General features: G+C 35.9%; 19 protein-coding genes. 10 read left to right on the plus strand and 9 right to left on the minus strand.

All coding sequences use genetic code 11. The features are described from left to right. The first annotated feature begins 72 nt into the window (after nt 1–72). Entirely contained in the window at nt 73–897 is an 825-nt protein-coding gene (locus tag H9635_RS06170; RefSeq protein WP_225231140.1) for a MerR family transcriptional regulator, read from the plus strand. A gap of 224 nt (nt 898–1,121) precedes the next feature. Here H9635_RS06170 and H9635_RS06175 read toward each other — a convergent pair whose 3' ends face one another. Further along, entirely contained in the window at nt 1,122–2,009 is an 888-nt protein-coding gene (locus H9635_RS06175; RefSeq protein WP_191699275.1) for a LysR family transcriptional regulator, read from the minus strand. A 113-nt stretch (nt 2,010–2,122) separates the two neighbouring features. Here H9635_RS06175 and H9635_RS06180 point away from each other — a divergent pair, with 113 nt between their 5' ends. Together H9635_RS06180 and H9635_RS06185 are read left to right on the plus strand one after the other, a co-directional pair. Beyond that, entirely contained in the window at nt 2,123–3,136 is a 1,014-nt protein-coding gene (locus H9635_RS06180) for a DUF2332 domain-containing protein (RefSeq protein WP_191699276.1), read from the plus strand. Between the two features lie 90 nt (nt 3,137–3,226). Then, a complete protein-coding gene (locus H9635_RS06185; protein ID WP_191699277.1) occupies nt 3,227–4,105 on the plus strand; it encodes a helix-turn-helix transcriptional regulator in 879 nt (292 codons plus the stop codon). A gap of 186 nt (nt 4,106–4,291) precedes the next feature. On the opposite strand, the gene H9635_RS06190 is transcribed toward H9635_RS06185, so the two are convergent. Then, nucleotides 4,292–4,924, minus strand: coding sequence for a hypothetical protein (locus H9635_RS06190; protein WP_191699278.1), 633 nt, complete (start codon nt 4,922–4,924; stop codon nt 4,292–4,294). Between the two features lie 471 nt (nt 4,925–5,395). On the opposite strand from H9635_RS06190, the gene H9635_RS06195 reads away from it, so the two are divergent. Together H9635_RS06195 and H9635_RS06200 are read left to right on the plus strand one after the other, a co-directional pair. Beyond that, nucleotides 5,396–5,836 (plus strand): DUF4275 family protein, encoded by a 441-nt coding sequence (locus tag H9635_RS06195; protein WP_191699279.1) that lies wholly within the window; start codon nt 5,396–5,398, stop codon nt 5,834–5,836. Between the two features lie 69 nt (nt 5,837–5,905). Beyond that, nucleotides 5,906–6,367, plus strand: coding sequence for a DUF2691 family protein (locus tag H9635_RS06200; protein ID WP_191699280.1), 462 nt, complete (start codon nt 5,906–5,908; stop codon nt 6,365–6,367). A gap of 90 nt (nt 6,368–6,457) precedes the next feature. On the opposite strand, the gene H9635_RS06205 is transcribed toward H9635_RS06200, so the two are convergent. The 3 genes from H9635_RS06205 to H9635_RS06215 are packed head-to-tail and all read right to left on the minus strand — an operon-like array spanning nt 6,458 to nt 9,928. Continuing rightward, entirely contained in the window at nt 6,458–8,479 is a 2,022-nt protein-coding gene (locus tag H9635_RS06205) for a TRAP transporter permease (protein WP_191699281.1), read from the minus strand. Continuing rightward, complete coding sequence (locus H9635_RS06210) at nt 8,476–8,892, minus strand: DUF1850 domain-containing protein (RefSeq protein WP_225231141.1); 417 nt, start codon at nt 8,890–8,892, stop codon at nt 8,476–8,478. Before H9635_RS06210 ends, H9635_RS06205 begins: the two co-directional genes overlap by 4 nt. A 55-nt stretch (nt 8,893–8,947) precedes the next feature. Continuing rightward, entirely contained in the window at nt 8,948–9,928 is a 981-nt protein-coding gene (locus tag H9635_RS06215; RefSeq protein WP_191699282.1) for a TAXI family TRAP transporter solute-binding subunit, read from the minus strand. Between the two features lie 358 nt (nt 9,929–10,286). On the opposite strand from H9635_RS06215, the gene H9635_RS06220 reads away from it, so the two are divergent. Next, a complete protein-coding gene (locus tag H9635_RS06220) occupies nt 10,287–10,625 on the plus strand; it encodes a hypothetical protein (RefSeq protein WP_191699283.1) in 339 nt (112 codons plus the stop codon). Nucleotides 10,626–10,797: 172 nt separating this feature from the next. Further along, nucleotides 10,798–11,310, plus strand: a complete 513-nt coding sequence (locus H9635_RS06225; protein WP_191699284.1) for a hypothetical protein — start codon at nt 10,798–10,800, stop codon at nt 11,308–11,310. A 173-nt stretch (nt 11,311–11,483) separates the two neighbouring features. Here the strand turns inward: H9635_RS06225 and H9635_RS06230 are convergent, their stop codons facing one another. The 4 genes from H9635_RS06230 to H9635_RS06245 are packed head-to-tail and all read right to left on the minus strand — an operon-like array spanning nt 11,484 to nt 13,627. Beyond that, nucleotides 11,484–11,756 carry a YfzA family protein gene (locus tag H9635_RS06230; protein WP_191699285.1) on the minus strand — a complete coding sequence of 91 codons (273 nt, stop codon included), beginning with the start codon at nt 11,754–11,756 and terminating at the stop codon, nt 11,484–11,486. A 23-nt stretch (nt 11,757–11,779) separates the two neighbouring features. Next, nucleotides 11,780–12,388, minus strand: a complete 609-nt coding sequence (locus tag H9635_RS06235) for an ABC-2 transporter permease (protein WP_191699286.1) — start codon at nt 12,386–12,388, stop codon at nt 11,780–11,782. Then, entirely contained in the window at nt 12,372–13,250 is an 879-nt protein-coding gene (locus tag H9635_RS06240; RefSeq protein WP_191699287.1) for an ABC transporter ATP-binding protein, read from the minus strand. Before H9635_RS06240 ends, H9635_RS06235 begins: the two co-directional genes overlap by 17 nt. Further along, nucleotides 13,250–13,627 carry a GntR family transcriptional regulator gene (locus tag H9635_RS06245; protein WP_191699288.1) on the minus strand — a complete coding sequence of 126 codons (378 nt, stop codon included), beginning with the start codon at nt 13,625–13,627 and terminating at the stop codon, nt 13,250–13,252. The genes H9635_RS06240 and H9635_RS06245 overlap by 1 nt, the downstream gene beginning before the upstream one ends. Before the next feature lie 312 nt (nt 13,628–13,939). On the opposite strand from H9635_RS06245, the gene H9635_RS06250 reads away from it, so the two are divergent. Genes H9635_RS06250 through H9635_RS06260 form a run of 3 tightly spaced genes read left to right on the plus strand, consistent with a single transcriptional unit; the run spans nt 13,940 to nt 16,977 of the window. Beyond that, nucleotides 13,940–14,848, plus strand: coding sequence for a DoxX-like family protein (locus H9635_RS06250; protein ID WP_191699289.1), 909 nt, complete (start codon nt 13,940–13,942; stop codon nt 14,846–14,848). Between the two features lies 1 nt (nt 14,849). Next, on the plus strand, nt 14,850–15,458 hold the full coding sequence (locus H9635_RS06255; protein WP_191699290.1) for a DUF4166 domain-containing protein: 609 nt from the start codon (nt 14,850–14,852) through the stop codon (nt 15,456–15,458). Continuing rightward, on the plus strand, nt 15,427–16,977 hold the full coding sequence (locus H9635_RS06260; RefSeq protein WP_191699291.1) for a YndJ family protein: 1,551 nt from the start codon (nt 15,427–15,429) through the stop codon (nt 16,975–16,977). Before H9635_RS06255 ends, H9635_RS06260 begins: the two co-directional genes overlap by 32 nt. The last annotated feature ends 27 nt before the right edge of the window (nt 16,978–17,004 follow it).

Raw genomic sequence — 17,004 nt, forward strand, 5'->3', positions numbered from 1 at the left:
CTTGTCTTTTAACTACTACACAGTGTAAAGTGTGGAGTAAGTCCAGAGTAAAGGGTGAAATGCAAAATTATGATGAAATTATACGAAAAAACATTTTCAACAGGGGAATTCGCGAAGTTAGTAGAGGTCAATAAAGATACGCTTTTGTATTACGATAAAATTGATTTATTTAAACCTGCTGGTACCTTTGAAAACGGTTACCGCTATTACACCTATAGTCAGGTTGACCAGTTTTCAGCCATTCAATCGCTCCGTGCAGTCGATTTACCGATTAAAGAGCTGAAACATTATTTTAGCTCGCCTAACGTGGAAGATTTACAGCGCTTAGCAATGCAACAGAATGAAAAAGTCGCAAAAGAAATTCAAAAGTTACAACATATTCAACAGTTTCTTGAGCGTACAGTTGCCTTAACGAAGGAACTAGAGCAGGTCGTATTAAGTGAAGTAACAATTCAAGCATTACCTGCTGAGCCCGTTGTTTATAGTTCAGAGAGGATTGATTGGACAAAACCCATGGAAGAACTGTACGAACTGTTTACTCCTTTTCACAAAACGTTGGGCGTCAAAAGCACGGCAGCATATGGCGTTGTCTATCCGAAAGAAGAATACTGGAAGTCTAATAATTTTATGGAACCCGAGTCTGAAGCAGAAAGCTATCTGTTTTGTCATACAGATGCCCCTTCAGTTGTCATGAAGCCTGCTGGAGACTATGCAATTATTTACCATAAGGGGCCTTTTGAAGAGATTCAACGTACGTATAACATCCTCTTTAGCCATTTAAAGAAGAAAGGATTCGAGTTAGATGGGGATATTCACGAAGAATACTTACTCCACTCGATTGTCACAAAAGAAGAGGAGAATTATATTACGAAAATTAGTGTAAAGGTAAAGCAATAAGAAGGTTTTAATAATTCTACTTGCCCCTAATCATATTGAAAAAGTGTCTATTTTACAGATAGATGCTACCCATATAAAACTGAACGCTTTAATCGACTAAACATATCAAGATAATTTTAACAGGCATGTATTCAATCCGATATTGGCGCATGCCTGTCCAATGACCTAACATTTTTCCACTAAATACTGACACACAAACTTTAAAGCCTTGTTAATTAGTGCTGTTATAAATTCGAATTATATTTTTCTCTAATAAAGTTTAATAAAGGCAATAATTGCTCACTCTCTCGAACGTGCTTCATATAAATTTCTACAGGAAACAAATGCATATGCGGCTTTAATTCTAAAATTTTCAATCTAGCCTCTGCCAGCTCATCTTCTATGAGAAACTTAGGTAGAAAACCAATTCCTAAACCACCTAATACTAGTTGTTTCACGATATTACTTTCTTTAATTGTATTTTTCCGGGGAATTTTGTGTTCTTGTTCAATTAGTGTTAATAGCGGCTCTATTCCCTCCAAATACCCTACAAACATTGGATATTCCTTTAATAGTTCTGACAAGATAATTGATATTTTTTTATCTTCATCTTTGAATGAAGGCGGGTATGCTAAAACAAGTGGACTTGTTTGTAATTTTTCTGCATGAATATCTTTAAACTTACTGTTGCTTGTACCTATCGCAAGGTGGACCGTTTGTAAGCGAATTAAAGCATCTATATCATGTGATTCTTCTATTACGATATCAAGCTCGTAGTTTGTAAAATGGGACATAAATTCATACAAAATTTCGGGAAGTTTTGTTGTTACCAATATTGGAGATAGCGCAATGGATAATTGAATCTTTTCAGAATTTGAATACGATAACAATAACTGTTTATTTTCATTAGCCTTCTCTAAAATCTCTTTCGCTAAAGGATAAAAATACTCCCCTTCTCTTGTAAGTTGAATTTGTGTATGATTTCTTACAAACAGAGGTACCTTTAAATCTTCTTCCAATAATTTTATATGTACGGAAATGCTTGGTTGCGAAATAAACAGTCTTTCAGCAGCTACCCTAAAATTGCTGCATTCATAAACTGTCACAAAAGTTTTCAGCCATTTTAGCTCCATGATTTCACCTTCTTCTAATTAATAATATTAATCAATTTCATTAATTTTTATTAATTCTGTTAATTTAATATTTATTATACGATAAAGTCACTCAAAAGAAAGAAGGTATGAACATGGGAAAAAATCAAATTATCTCAACTTTTAATCGCTTTGCAGAAATGGAAGCAAAAGATAACAGCCCTCTATATGAATTTTGGTGCCATCGCATCGTTAAGGAGGATTTTCTGCTAGATTTAATCAAGCATATTCCTAAGACACAGCCTAAACCAAATCTCTTTTTTGCTTCGGTGCAATATTTAGCATTAAGATCAAAACGACCATTAGCTCACTGTTTTCTTCACCCGGAAGAAACCGAATTCGAAACGAGCTTTCATTTATTAAAGGATTTCTGTAAGGAAAATAAACACGAGTTAATACAATTATTCCAGACGAAAAAAGTGCAAACAAATGAGGTTCAACGAGCAGCCTACCTGTACCCCATTTTCCATGAAATTTTTAAACGAAGTAACAAACCATTAACACTTATCGAGATTGGAACAAGTGCAGGATTATTATTAAACCTTGATTATTATCAATACGAAATTCAACAATCTGATCCTATTCATTATGGAGCTAAAGGAAGTTCCCTTCAGATAAACGCGAAGAATTTAGGAGATACTTTAATCGGGATAGATACGTTTGAAATTAAAAACCGCTTAGGAATTGACTTAAACATTATCGACTTAAAAGAGGAAGACGACTATTATTGGCTCCAGTGCTTAATTTGGCCAGAACAACAGAAGCGAAAAGAAAATTTAAAAAAGGCGCGTGAAATCCATTTAAACTGTGAGAAAACTTTATTAGAAGGTGATTTCAGAAAGTTGATTCCAAAGTATATTGGCGAACTAAATGAAGAATCACAAATTGTCATTTTTCATACGCATGTTGCCAATCAGTTCCCTTTAGAATTAAAGGAAGATTTATTATCAATGATCAACAATTTAAGCAGCAAAACACCGATTTACCATGTTTATAATAATATGTACGATCAACATTTACATGTGGATTATATTAATTCGAATGAGACAACTAACTTAAAAGTATTAAAAAATACGGATGGGCATGGGCTTTATTTTTATTGGAGTTAATTAATCGGATCGGTAGTAAAATCGTACCGCAATAATTATCAAAAAAATCAATCATTTCTTCGTTATACTTAATTCTAGAGGTGGACAGCAATGTATAGTTTAATCGTGCAGGATATCATTACTACACTAGAGGATCATCTTTTAGAACATTGGCAACTAGAAGATTATGCAAAGAAAATCGGCTATTCTAAGTTTCATTTAACAAGAAGTTTTAAAAAGGAAACGGGTTTAACGATTGGAGAGTATATTCGGAAAAGGCGTCTTGCAATGGCTTCTCTATTCCTGCTTCATTCCGATTTAAGTATTATGGAAATTTCGCTTGAATGCCATTTCCAGTCTCAAGAAGCATTTACTAGAGCATTCAAAGAGCTATACAATATGCCCCCTGGAAAATACCGCAATCTAATGAAATCAATTATGCGAACGGAGGAACAGGAAATGACGACAACAAACGAAGTAAAAGGCTGGTTTTTGAGCGGGACAAATCCAGCAGCGTACACAATGAAAGCAGATACTGAAGTATTTCATACCGGAACAAAATCCGGTTATCTAGGTTGCACTGGAGCTATGGATGAGGGGCAATTTGGCACAATGATGCAATCTTTTTCGGCAAAAAATTGGGTCGGCAAACGTTTCAAAATGTCTTGCTTTATTAAAACAAAGGAAGCGGTGAAATGTGGTGCGTGGTGCCGTATTGATTCTAAAAACGGTGATTTACTCCAATTTGATAATATGGACAACCGCGCTATCCATGGTACTACAGATTGGAATTACTACTCGATTGTACTGGATGTACCCGAAGATAGTGCTTCTATTCATTTTGGACTTTTACTCTCTGGAGCAGGAGAAGCGTGGATTGATGGGATTAAATTTGAAGAAGTGGAGAAATCCGTAGCCACAACAAATATGATTGGTTCCGTTGGAGATCTCCCGTTAGAGCCGGTAAATTTAGGATTTGATGATTTCTAAATAAGCCAATTCAATATAATTGCTTGAAACTAAATTCCAGATTAAAGGCCTACTCCTTGTAATCTGGAATTCAGTTTATTATTAATAACTCCCTCTATTGATTACTCAAATACAGTTATTCTTCACATGGAGTCAGCACCAAATGCTTGCCAACGAATTTACTAAAGCAACATTACATTCAATTTGTCATAAAGTAGATACATCACGAGCTATTCCGATAAGATACCATTCCCCATCTCTTTCTTGATAGATGAACCGCAGTGATTGAAACAAATGCTCCGTTTCACCAGGCGAATAGTATTCTACGTATTTAGCATCCGGGTAATAATCATGGATGGTATTAAAAACACCTGCAAAATTCTCTGCTGGTTCATTGAATGTAATAATACTATAATCTACTTCTCTTCTCCCCCAGCTTCGTAAGAGGAACTGTTGAACATATTCATCTAGGGACATTTTAAATTCTTTATCTGATTCATCTGCTCCCCATAAATACTTTGTATCATTACTTTTACTTATCTCCTGCTTTGTTAAGTTTACATATTCTCCTCCATAGCCTTCGGGATTCCCAAAATCCGCATAGAATGCAAAAGTAACTCCATGTTCTGGTTCAACCTTTTCAGCTACTTTTTCGTAGTTAGACTCCTTTAACAGCGAAAATATTTTTTCTGACAATGCTAATAATTCTTTTTCAGTTTCTTTGTCTGGATTAATTTCTTCAGTGTTAATAGTAGAAACCGGTTGCTTTTCATCCTCATTACATCCAGAAAGCACTAGCAAACTTATGACTAAAATTAAAAGCCCTTTAATATTTTTCATTTTCCCTCCTGTTACCTTTTTCTGGTTATTTGAAATTACCCTAATTAGTATAACTTGAGTCCAGTAGATAATTCCCAGTCTTCTCTTTATCCTTAACAAATGATAAACCCCTAAAATTATGCACACTATCTCTCCTTGAACCATATAACCTCTAAACTCAAAATTGTTATAATCAAAGTGTCTCTTATAGGTATTTTATTTGAATCCCCATAAGAAATCGTATTATTCTCTTTATTAAGTTTTACTGTAGGGGCAAGAATTCCTTCTAAATATTCATAATCCTTGTTTATCATTGCACTTATTGCCCGTAGTGATAAATTAAGTGTTTCTTTTTATTGTTCATGCTGTGCTTCACTCAAATAACGGTTTTCTCCATTTCCTGTTACCGGAGCAACCAAATTTTCATCCTGGCTAGCCAGTAGATTTTCAGATTTAATGGAAGTAACACATATCAAATCATTGGAGGTATATATGAACCAATTAATCAAGCAGCTTGAAAAAAATAAAATTAAATTTAAAGAATATCTCTACTTTGCCCCCTATTTCCGTAAACGCTGGGAAGATGCTTTTGTTCACCATTTAAATGAAAGTGAAAAGGAAAAAATATATCTTTACGGAGATCGTTATTGCTGTGGTTATTTATGGCATGTTTTTAGCAATGAACGAAAATCCCATTTTGTAAAAGCTGCCGCAAACAAAGCCTTTGATATGAAAAAGAAAACAAAGTGCTACGTGTTTCATCAGCGATTACCAGAAGTTTTGTTAATTGAACGAGCAGACACACTAAAAGCTATTCATTTTGAACAGGAAGAAGATGTCTATATTGTAGACGAGCATTTTACATGGACATACGTAGTAACACATGAAAGTGACTTTGGTCCTTACTATAGTGAGGCAGACTACTTGAACTGAGTAGATAAAAATTATATATCATACCATTGCCGTGATGTTAGACGATTGGGAAGGAGGATCGAATATTAGATGAGAGGACTATCTTTTGAGATTCCAAACAGATATGGACAATTCTTGCTAGACATTTTAAATGCTTTCGATTTCAAAAATTATTTTTGGAAGACTGGTGGTGAGGAGGCTTATTATATTGAAAATGATAAATTAGGTAGCCCCCTATTCCCGAAACCATATTTATATACAGGAGACGCTTTTTATAAAAGAATTTCTGAAACGGATTATTATTTAATATTTGCGGACTTAAAAGCTTTTCCTGACCCTCTTCATGTGAGAGATTTCACTTCATATGAGCAGTTTTTGAACAGCCAATGTGAATTTGTACTTTTACTTGTGGATTGTTCCTATGTAACCATTTATGCAAAGGATCAGCAAGTCCTAAAAGCATTACACGATCAGGCGATAGCTTCGAAATATGAAAATGTCTCCTATATTACAGATGAAAATGACAGCCGAACTACTTTTGAAATCTTTTAAATTCGAAATAAAAAAGGAAAATGCTAGAGTTAGGCATTTTCCTTCAATATTGATTTAAACTGCATTGGAGAATCTTATGTTTTCTTTATATTATTCAACGACTTCTTTTGCTAGGTTTTCTTCTCTATTGTTTTGTAACGTATTAAATACAAAAATACCCACTACAATTAACCCACCAATTACATCCGTATAGAACTCAGGAACTATGAGTAATAATGCACCTGCTGCTAAAACGATACGGGTGATGACGTTCATATAGGTTTTGAAATACCCCTCGAGTGCCGCACCAATCCCCACTACACCCAAAATTGATGAAATCGTTACTGATAAAATATCAGGAATTGATGCCCACGGGAATTCAGTTGCGTTCATTGGTAGTCCTGTCGGATCAATTAAGAGCATAGCAGGAGCGTATACGAATAAATACGGGACAATAAATCCTGCGAGTGCTAAGCGAACGGATACGGCACCAGTTTTCATAGGACTTCCTCCCGAAAGCCCTGCTGCCGCAAATGAAGCAAGTGCGACAGGTGGTGTGATATTGGCAAAAATACCGAAATAGAACACAAACATATGCGCCACTAAAAGCGGAACTCCAAAATCCGCAAGTGCAGGTGCGACCATCGTAGCTGTAATAATATATGCTGGAATACTTGGAAGCCCCATTCCGAGAATAATCGAAGCAATCATTGTTAGGAATAATGTTAAAAATAAGCTGCCTGAACCAAGTGTAGTAATGGCAGACGTTAAAGTTGAGCCAAAGCTTGTCAAATTCACTACACCGATAATAATACCAACGACACCACAGGCAATAACGGTTGAAAGGGATTGACGTGCTCCGTCTTCTAACGCGAACAAAATATCTTTAAACGACATACGTGTATGCTTCCGCACAGCTGCCACAACAACAGTTAAAACAATCGTCCAAAAGGCAGCATGTGCAACTGGCATTCCTGAACCGAGTAGTGCCACAAGCGCCACAAGCGGAATTATTAAATGACCTTTGTCTAGTAATACTTCCTTTACACGCGGGAGGTCTGGCTTTGGAATCCCTTTTAATCCATCACGACCTGCTCGAAAGTGTACTTGCATGATTACACCTAAAAAGTATAAAAGTGCTGGGATGATGGCAGCAAGTGCAATCGTACCATAACTGATACCTGTAGTTTCCGCCATAATGAAGGCACTCGCTCCCATAACAGGCGGCAGGATTTGTCCACCAATGGAGGCACTTGCCTCAACGGCTCCAGCAAAATCTTTTTTATAGCCAATTTTTTTCATTAAAGGAATTGTAAATGCTCCTGTTCCGACAACATTCGCAACGGCGGATCCATTAATACTCCCCATAAATGCACTAGAGATAACCGATACTTTGGCAGGTCCTCCTTGTTTATGTCCTGCTAAAGCAAGTGCTAAATCGTTAAAGAATTGACCCATTCCGGATTTAGATAAAAAAGCACCAAACAAAATAAATAGGAAGATGAATTGCACGGAAGCTCCAATGGCTGTTGAAAATAATCCTTCCGTTTTTAAGAACAATTGACCGAAAATATCACCTAAATCAAACTCTCGTGTCATCATCATACGTGGCAACCATCCTTGGTGACTAAAGAATGGATAACTTAGGAATACCAAGGCCAAAATCGGTAAAATCCATCCTGTTACACGCCTTGCCGTTTCCAGTACCAAGAGTACAGCCATGATTGCAACGATAATATCTACCGTGTTCGGAATACCACCTCGTGTTGAAACAATATCCTGATATTCTACAAATAAGTAGCCACAAGCTCCAATACTTAAAGCAAATAATATCCAATCATAAAAAGGAATTTTGTCTCTACGTTGTTTATTGAAGGTTGGATAGATTAAAAACACAAGACCCATAGCAAAAAGTAAGTGAATCGAACGCATTAACAGGGTCGGAATCGGATTAAACGTAATATACAAATGAAATAGTGAATACAGAATGCCTAAAACACTTAGCAGGATGACCATACTTTTGTTACTGTATTTCCGTACTTTTGAATCAGTATCGTATTTTTCAAGAACTGCTTTTACTTGATCACTTGAAATTTCTTCAGCCAACACCGTTTCTTTTTTTCCTTCTGTCATAACTTTACCCCCTTAAATACCATATCCCATAAAGAGAGTTTCGTTACGGAAATGGTAACGACTTCATAATTTTTTGTCAGCTTATATAATGGTACTTCCTTTTCTTCTAACAGCAGTGTGCTTTCTACGTTCTCAGATACAACTAGTTGCAGAGATCGAAACATTCTGTCGATGTCCATTGTTACATAGCCGTTTTCAAGCACAGTATTCTTCCCGTCATTCGGTGTGCTGGGGACCCCTGCCCCGAACGTTTTAAATGATGTGTGTGTTAAAAGTAGTTGATCATTTTTTATTTCATAAAACTCCACCCACTCCTCTTTTTCCACTGAATGAATCCATGCCAGTTCAAATGCATCTTGCCAAGTCCAATACATTTGTTCATCGGCTTCGACAGTTACAACTGAAAAATTCAAGAAAAAAGAAGCGAAAAGGAGGGCGATTACTACCGCTCCTCCGATTGTAAAGCTCTTACTTCGCTTGCTCATCATAATAACGTTGTGCACCTGGATGAATTGGTGCTACAACGCTTTCTTGTGCAGCGTCTAATGTAATATCATTTGCAGCTTGATGTGAATTTTGAAGAGTAGGTAAACTTTCAAAGAATTGCTTCGTTAAATCATATACATCATCTTCACTCATATCTGTACGAACAACCAGTGCGTTTGGCACGGCCGCTGTTGTAATCGCTTCTTCATTTTTATACGTATCTACTGCGATATCATACGAAATAAAGTACGGATGTTCTTTTGCAATTTCTGCTACTTTTTCAGCGTTTACGGATACTAATTGGATACCTGTTGTTTCAGCTAACTCCATGACAGAAGCATTTGGTAAGCCACTCGTTAAAAAGGCTGCATCAATTGTTCCAGCTTTTAAGCCATCCGCTGCTTCCGCATACCCTAAGTAATCCACTTTAACATCCTCATATGTAATCCCGTGCCCATTCAGTAATACGCGGGCATTAATTTCTACACCTGAGTTTTGATCTCCAACAGCTATGCGTTTTCCTTTTAAATCTTCAATTGTATTAATTCCCGATCCTTCTTTTGTAATGATTTGTACAACGTTCGGATACAATGTTGCAATTTGAGAAACATTTTTTATCGGTTCATTAAAACTCACTTCTCCATTGATTGCCTGAGACAAAGCATCACTCATGACAAATGCCATTTCTGCTTTCCCTTGTTCCAATAAATTAATGTTTTCTACAGATGCACCCGTTGTTTGCGTACGAGAGTTCACATCAAACTCTTTCACGTATTGATCCGCAAGCGTTGTACCGATAATGTTATAAGGCCCACTCGCACCACCTGTTGCAATTGTTACGATGTTTGTTTCCAAACCTTCAGTTGCGTCAGTTCCCCCATTTTCTTTGTCATCACTTCCATTACAAGCAGCAAGTGCCAATGATAACGATAAAGCAGAAACTAAAAATAATTTTTTCTTCATGAAATTCCTCCTTATTTTTTATACTATACTGCTAGTTTAGCTATTCAGAACAAAAAAGGAAACCCTTACATTACAATTTATTCTTAAAATTACGAATAAATGCTAAAGTTCACGCATATCTACTGTTTATTAAAAATTCTAATTTCTTCATCGTGATATCTGGATATTGAGGAGAAAACAGTAATTATGGGATTTAAAAAGTCGAGCACTACAAATGTTATCAAACGTCGGTTTAGTACTTGTTTTACTTGTATTCAATAATCGGGTGATGCAACCTTTTATTGTAAAATAAGTCAGATTACAAAATCAGGTAATGTGATAGGGAGTGTTCATCATTGGAATTTCATTAATATTTTTAATGGTTGTTGGCATTATTGCATTTTTAACGTTTTCCATTCCTGTATTTATAGCTGTTAGAAAAGTTCAAAAAGGAAACCCACCTCGAAAATTTTCTTATGTAATAGTAGGACTGTTGGTTTTTCATTGGGTATTTTACTTAATTAGTGGTTACGCTCTTTTACCAACAAATATTGCGGATGCTGTGTTTATACCAGTATGGTTAGTATTATGCGTCGCAGGTATAATTACAGCAATCTATGAATTTAAAAACAATAAAGTTTTTGCTATTCCAGTTGCTGGCTTAACCATTATCAGTTTATTACTTTGTATTTTTATCTATGGTATATCAAAGATGTAAATTAGCAATCGAGCTCGATTTTTTAATAAGCATCGTTTTTCTTATTAAACTAACGAGCTTTAGGTGCAATAAGCATTTTGAAATTCGCCCAAAATTTGCTTTGGGAATGTTCTAAAGGTATTTTAAATAACAAATCGAATATAGATTAAATAACTATTATTGGGGGTGTCATATGAAGAAATGGATATTCTTAATAGCCTTTTTTGTTTTTGCTGGAGTCATTTTTTCTATTTGGAGTGAGCAAAACAAAGTGAATTACATAGGGGGAATATTAAATAACATTTCCTCAGTCGATTTAATCATCGTAAAAGATAGCGAAACAGAGAAACAAATATACGAATATACTCAGAACAATGATTTTTTTAACGATATGGTTAATATATATGACCAGCCCTTTTTTGAATTAAAAAAATCTGAAAAAAAATTATTAAATAAGGAGTCCACATATGTTATCGAGTATTTAAATGATAATACAATTCAATATAAAGTGAATATATACAAAGTAGAAGATAGTACAGAGGTATTCGTTGAAAAGGAATATACAACGGAAATTAATGAATTTGACTATATCTTTTCACCTGAAAGTACAAATCATAGTTATGTTTTTGTAACGGAGAAATATCATAATTTATTAGGTTTGAATGATGGGTTGAAACAGATTATAAATGATATTTTAAACTTGTAGTATTCATAATAGTTCAAAATAACGTCCCAAAATGCTACTTTCAATTTGTCTAGCTAATGGGTAGCATATCACAGCAGCCGAACTACTATTGAAATCTTTTAAATTAGAAAAAGGAAAATGCGCTATCTCAGGCATTTTCCTTTATAAATGGTTTGGAAGCTTGATTAACTGTATTAAAAAACCTTTATTTTTTTGAATAATAAACTGACTATGATATTTATAATAACGAGCACTCCCAAAAAGACGGTGAACAGGTTAAAGAACGGCGTATCGTAAAAGTTAAACCACTCTTTAAACAGCAGGGTATCTGTAAGGGTACCAAATAAATTCCCGTCTATTTCTCTTAAACGAGGAATCCAGCCTGTAAACTCCATTAATACAAAAACCACTTGTAGTAATAAAAAAGCAAAAATAGGAAGTAACCACTGTTTTTTTATTAGTTTCATAAAAACTTCTCCTAAAGGGATGTTTAAAACACTTTCTTTTCATAAATTCGAATTGATAATAACCAGGATAGAATATACGTAATCACCAAGATAAGGCCTGCATATAAAGTAAGCTGCGATTCCCCTAAATTCATTATTTTGGTGAAAATTTCCCGAATCTGATCATTTAAATTAGGGATGAAAAACATAATTATTGCCAAATAAAGTCCAAAGCATGTGAAGAATGTGATGTTCACATATTTACTAGTAAATTTATAGGCAACTGGATACATAAAAGAAACGACAAATAACGATCCGATTGCAATCATTAATAAATGAAACCCGTTTGGTAACACTTGTTGAAATAATAAACTACCACCAGTTATCGCCAATACGATTAATAAAATAAAAAATATTGCTGAAATGTATTTTGAGCTGACAATTTCTTTACGTGTAAAAGGTAATGAGCTTAATAACATTTGTGCATGTCGCTTTTCATCCGTTGAAAATAGGTTTAATGTCAATGTCATGGAAAATAATAGACCTAGAAAAATAATCGGAATATCGATGTACATATAAATAAGCAAAACAAGAAACATACCCATTAGCATTTTTTTATGAATGATTAAATCCTTTTTAACTAATTGATACACCCTTCTCTCCACCTTTCTTTGTATAGAACATAATATCTTCGAGCGTTGCTGTTTCGTATATAGCTAAGTCTCCAAATAATTGCATTACCTGTTCCTTATTACACGACAAACCTTCGAATCCTAGCTCTGTTTTTCTAACTGCAATAAACTCTTTCTCGGTGTCTTGATCAAGTAAATTCAACCCGCCTTTAACGAGGACGTATTTTTCTGCGATTGTATAAAATTCATGCATAAATATTAGCTCTCCATTGTGAAGGAAGATAATATAATCTGCAATCCGATCTAAATCGGATGTTATATGTGTTGAAAAGAATATGGTTTTTTCGCCATCCTGTACAATCTCATGCAATAAATTTAAAAACTCACGTCTGAACACTGGGTCCAGTCCTGCTGTCGGCTCATCCATAACAATCAGTTCTGCATGATGGGATAAAGCGATTGCCAGTGAAGCTTTCATCATCATCCCTTTAGAGAAGGTTTTGATTTTCTTCTTTAAAGGCAATTGAAATTGCTCTACATATTTATAAAAAAGCTCGTCATCCCATTGTGTATATACTGGCTGAATTAAATTCTTCATTTCCTGCAATGTAAGATGCTCATAAAACACATGTTCATCATAGACAAAACCGATCCTCTGTTTGATTTCTTTTTCATGTGTTTTATAATTTAAACCGAAAACTTTAACTTCCCCACTGTCAGGCTGCAGTAAATTCATAAGCAGCTTAATCGCCGTTGATTTCCCCGTTCCATTCGCCCCGACAAATCCAGTAACAAAGCCTTTTTTAATTTCAAAGGTAAGATTCTTAATCGCAAAATCATTAAAAGCTTTATTCACATTTGTAAATTGTATTACTGATTCCATTAATCCATCTCCTCATATAACAATGTCATAATTTCTTTTAGTTCTTCCAAACTTAATCCGATTTCCTTGCTGTTTTTTATCGCCTGACTCAACTGTTCTTCAATTACTTTTTGTTTTCTTTCGATAATCATTTCGATATTTTGCTCCGAAACGAAGGAGCCCTTCCCGACAACAGAGTAAATTAATCCGGCCTTTTCCAATTCCTCATATGCGCGCTTTGTCGTAATGACACTGACCTCTAAATCTTTTGCCATATTACGCATAGAGGGTAAAGCATATCCCGAAGGAAGTTCGTTAGCCAAAATACTTTTCTTTATTTGATTAAAGATTTGCTCGTAAATCGGTTCTTTCGAATTGTGAGCGATTAAAATTTGCATGCTTGTATCCTCAATCCATATTGTATATATACTTTATATACAATATATATAATAACCCCATTTATTGTCAATAAAATTATTAATTTATATTTCATAAAAGATAAACATAAAAAAACCCGCTCAATTTTATGAACGGATTTTCTCGGTTGGAATTATCTTACTGGAAGTTAATATCAGACATTAATTGGTTTCGTAATTGCTGAGACTTTTTCTGTAGTGTGAATAATTAAGACACATTGTCTAATCAGGATGGTTAAATTAATGTATGATGAATGAAAAGAATACATTTTTTTAATAAAGGAGCTGAACATCTTGAAGAAAAAGCCGATTTATGTGGAAACCGTAATAGACAGCTCGATTGAAGAAGTATGGCACTATACACAGCAGCCCGACCTACATGAACAGTGGGATTTGCGATTTACATCGATTACCTATATTGAAAAACAACATGAGGATGCTCCTCAAACATTTACATATACAACCAAAGTGATGCCGGGTCTGTCGGTAGCCGGTTGGGGGGAAAGTAAAGGAACACACGAAAAAGCAAGTGGTGTTAAAACCTCTTCGCTCCATTTCGGGACACCGCAACTGATCTCCCCTATTAAGGAAGGTCGCGGCTATTGGCAATATATACCGAATGGTGACCATGTAACTTTTCTCACCCAGTATGACTACGACGTCCGATTCGGTCAACTCGGACAATTATTCGATCAGCTGTTTCGCCCTGTAATCGGTTGGGCTACCGCACTTAGTTTTAATGTACTCGCAAGGTGGATTGAATCCGGAGAAAAACCGGCCACTCAATACCGACGATTTTTCAGCTATTATTTGCTCTGCTTTCTATTTAGTTTTACATGGATGTACCAAGGTCTCGTACCGAAAGTGCTGATGAAGCATCCGCTTGAGATTGATATGCTGATGAAACTGTCACCGCTATCATTGGGCCAAGCGTCCACGGCAATTATTTGGATTGGCGTTTTGGAAATGATGATTGGGTTACTTTTTTTGGTACCTAAATTGCAACAACTGCTGCTAAAGGCGCAAATTGTGTTGTTCCCTTTGCTGACATTAAGCGCAATCATTGCGGCACCCACAGTTGCAACGGCTCCATTTAATGTCGTCACACTGAATATTGGATTATGGTTTGCTTCCATCATTGCTTTACTACTGACAAAAGAATTACCGACTGCAAGATTTTGCAAACGAAAAAGAGGTGCTTAATATGATTTACGTAACATTGTTGGCAAATGACTTTAACAAGCTTCATCCAAAACTGCAGGAAAGATACCGCCTTCCATTATGCCAGCCTTTTTATGCACAAGGGACAATGCAAGTCATTCATTCCGGACCACGTTTTTTACGTCCGATGTATCATTTGTTTACGAAAACCGATTTTCTATTTCCCGAGTACGGCAAGGAAATTCCCTTTACAATTACGAATACAGCGAGAATGAACAATGAAAAAGAAGCCGAAGTCTATTGGGAACGTACTTTTTTCTTTGATCAGACAACACGCAAGTTCAATGCTACAATGACAGTCGATTTGGAGCGGCAAATCGTAAAAGATTATTTAGGGGATCCGGCACTGTTCTACTCGGATTTAAAAATGAATGTTACGAAAGACGGTTCCTTAATGATCCGTTCCGTAGACCAACGTGCTGTAATTGGCAAGACAGAGGTTGTCTTGCCCAGGAAGCTGACAGGTCGCGTAGTTGTGACAGAAGGATATGATGATGTGCTGGATGTGTATACGATCCATGTCTCCATTTACAATGATTTGTTTGGAAGGATGATGATGTATGCTGGTCAGTTTACGCCGTGTGCTCAGTAGACCTTTAACAAGCATCGGTCTTACTTGTATGGGTGCCCTACTGTTATTTAATGAGCCAACATCAATGTACTATTATTTAACATTAGCACAACTGATCTTTGTACCAGTCATACTGGAACAGTTAGTTTTACTGAAAAATTGGCAAAAGCTGATTATTATAATCGGTCAATTCGCTGTAACAATGCTGTATTTCACGCAACAGGATTTCCTCATCCTACTTTGTGTGCTTGCTTATTTGCTAGGTACACTTGTCATTGCTTCCCATGGGGTCAACCGATTTTTGAGACGGGGGTTTACGAACACGGCTGAAATAATGATTGATATCGGACTGATTTATATTGTGATGGGTGGACTATGGTTTTTGGCATTCCATTTGCAGTTGAATACAGGATTTAGTCCGATTATTACATGGCTAACTGCTATTCACTTTCATTATTCCGCCTTTTTACTATGTATTACAGTCGGATTGATTGGGCGTCTTCATATGACTCGATACTATAAATTTTGCTGTGCCGTTATTGCCGCAGGACCAATGCTAGTAGCTGTCGGAATTACCTTTTCAAGAATTATTGAAATCATTTCGGTCAGCTTATATGTACTTGCTATTTTCAGTATTAGCTTCTATGTCATGAAATGGCGGTTGCCGCATGTCCAAAGCCTTTTTACCCGGCTGGGCTTTATAACATTGTGTTTTACAATCATTTGGTCATTTTTATACGCTTACAGTAATTTAACTGGAAAAATTATTGTGGATATTCCCGATATGCTGGACTTTCATGGGCTTTTAAATTGTTTGGGGTTTGGTATTGCCGTTGTAATCGCCTGGAGTCTTTATATTCCGCCAACAAAGCATAACGATTACTCATTCCCTGTAAGCAAAATCCGGGGGCGATTCTCTCCAACAAACAAACCAGTGCGTGGATTGATCGATGATATGGCATCTTATCTTAATAAAGAGGAAATCCCTGTTTTAATCGTTGAGTTTTATGAACGAACAATGCAGTTTGAATTAAAAGCGTCTGTTCAATGGGAAACATGGTTTAAACCCTTTGCCTTTGTGTATCAGTTTATTAGCCGGAAAATGGGACAGCTGAATTTACCGTTCTCTTCAAAAACGATTGTGATGGACGGTAAAATTTTGGAAGTCGATTCGCAAAATGACGGGCGAGAAAAACCGCGAGTTTGGCAACGGTCGATTAATGGCGAACCCGTATTTAATGCGATTTATTCGCAGCATATTGATGCGTCCAATACTTATATGAATATTGCCCTACCCCTGCCCTTTTCTTCGATGCACGGTATCTTACAGCTTTCCGCAAAAGACGGCGTACTGTACTTAACGACTGATGGACAAGGCGATGCCGGTACGTATTTGGCGATTGGTTCCTATGTATTCAAACTACCACTACATGAGTATTTTGTGATAAAGGAACACAAAGGATTGCTTATCGCAACCCATGATATGAAACTGTTTGGAATGAAGTTTCTACATATTGATTATCACATACACAAAAAATAAAAATACCCGGCTTCCCTAAATGCAATA

This window comes from Solibacillus faecavium (genome assembly GCF_014836905.1).
Lineage (GTDB): Bacteria > Bacillota > Bacilli > Bacillales_A > Planococcaceae > Solibacillus > Solibacillus faecavium.

Coding starts and splice junctions, on each gene's coding strand:
- H9635_RS06170 (WP_225231140.1), top strand. CDS start 73: ATGAAATTATACGAAAAAACATTTTCAACAGGGGAATTCGCGAAGTTA.
- H9635_RS06175 (WP_191699275.1), bottom strand. CDS start 2,009: ATGGAGCTAAAATGGCTGAAAACTTTTGTGACAGTTTATGAATGCAGC.
- H9635_RS06180 (WP_191699276.1), top strand. CDS start 2,123: ATGGGAAAAAATCAAATTATCTCAACTTTTAATCGCTTTGCAGAAATG.
- H9635_RS06185 (WP_191699277.1), top strand. CDS start 3,227: ATGTATAGTTTAATCGTGCAGGATATCATTACTACACTAGAGGATCAT.
- H9635_RS06190 (WP_191699278.1), bottom strand. CDS start 4,924: ATGAAAAATATTAAAGGGCTTTTAATTTTAGTCATAAGTTTGCTAGTG.
- H9635_RS06195 (WP_191699279.1), top strand. CDS start 5,396: ATGAACCAATTAATCAAGCAGCTTGAAAAAAATAAAATTAAATTTAAA.
- H9635_RS06200 (WP_191699280.1), top strand. CDS start 5,906: ATGAGAGGACTATCTTTTGAGATTCCAAACAGATATGGACAATTCTTG.
- H9635_RS06205 (WP_191699281.1), bottom strand. CDS start 8,479: ATGACAGAAGGAAAAAAAGAAACGGTGTTGGCTGAAGAAATTTCAAGT.
- H9635_RS06215 (WP_191699282.1), bottom strand. CDS start 9,928: ATGAAGAAAAAATTATTTTTAGTTTCTGCTTTATCGTTATCATTGGCA.
- H9635_RS06220 (WP_191699283.1), top strand. CDS start 10,287: ATGGTTGTTGGCATTATTGCATTTTTAACGTTTTCCATTCCTGTATTT.
- H9635_RS06225 (WP_191699284.1), top strand. CDS start 10,798: ATGAAGAAATGGATATTCTTAATAGCCTTTTTTGTTTTTGCTGGAGTC.
- H9635_RS06230 (WP_191699285.1), bottom strand. CDS start 11,756: ATGAAACTAATAAAAAAACAGTGGTTACTTCCTATTTTTGCTTTTTTA.
- H9635_RS06240 (WP_191699287.1), bottom strand. CDS start 13,250: ATGGAATCAGTAATACAATTTACAAATGTGAATAAAGCTTTTAATGAT.
- H9635_RS06245 (WP_191699288.1), bottom strand. CDS start 13,627: ATGCAAATTTTAATCGCTCACAATTCGAAAGAACCGATTTACGAGCAA.
- H9635_RS06255 (WP_191699290.1), top strand. CDS start 14,850: ATGATTTACGTAACATTGTTGGCAAATGACTTTAACAAGCTTCATCCA.
- H9635_RS06260 (WP_191699291.1), top strand. CDS start 15,427: ATGCTGGTCAGTTTACGCCGTGTGCTCAGTAGACCTTTAACAAGCATC.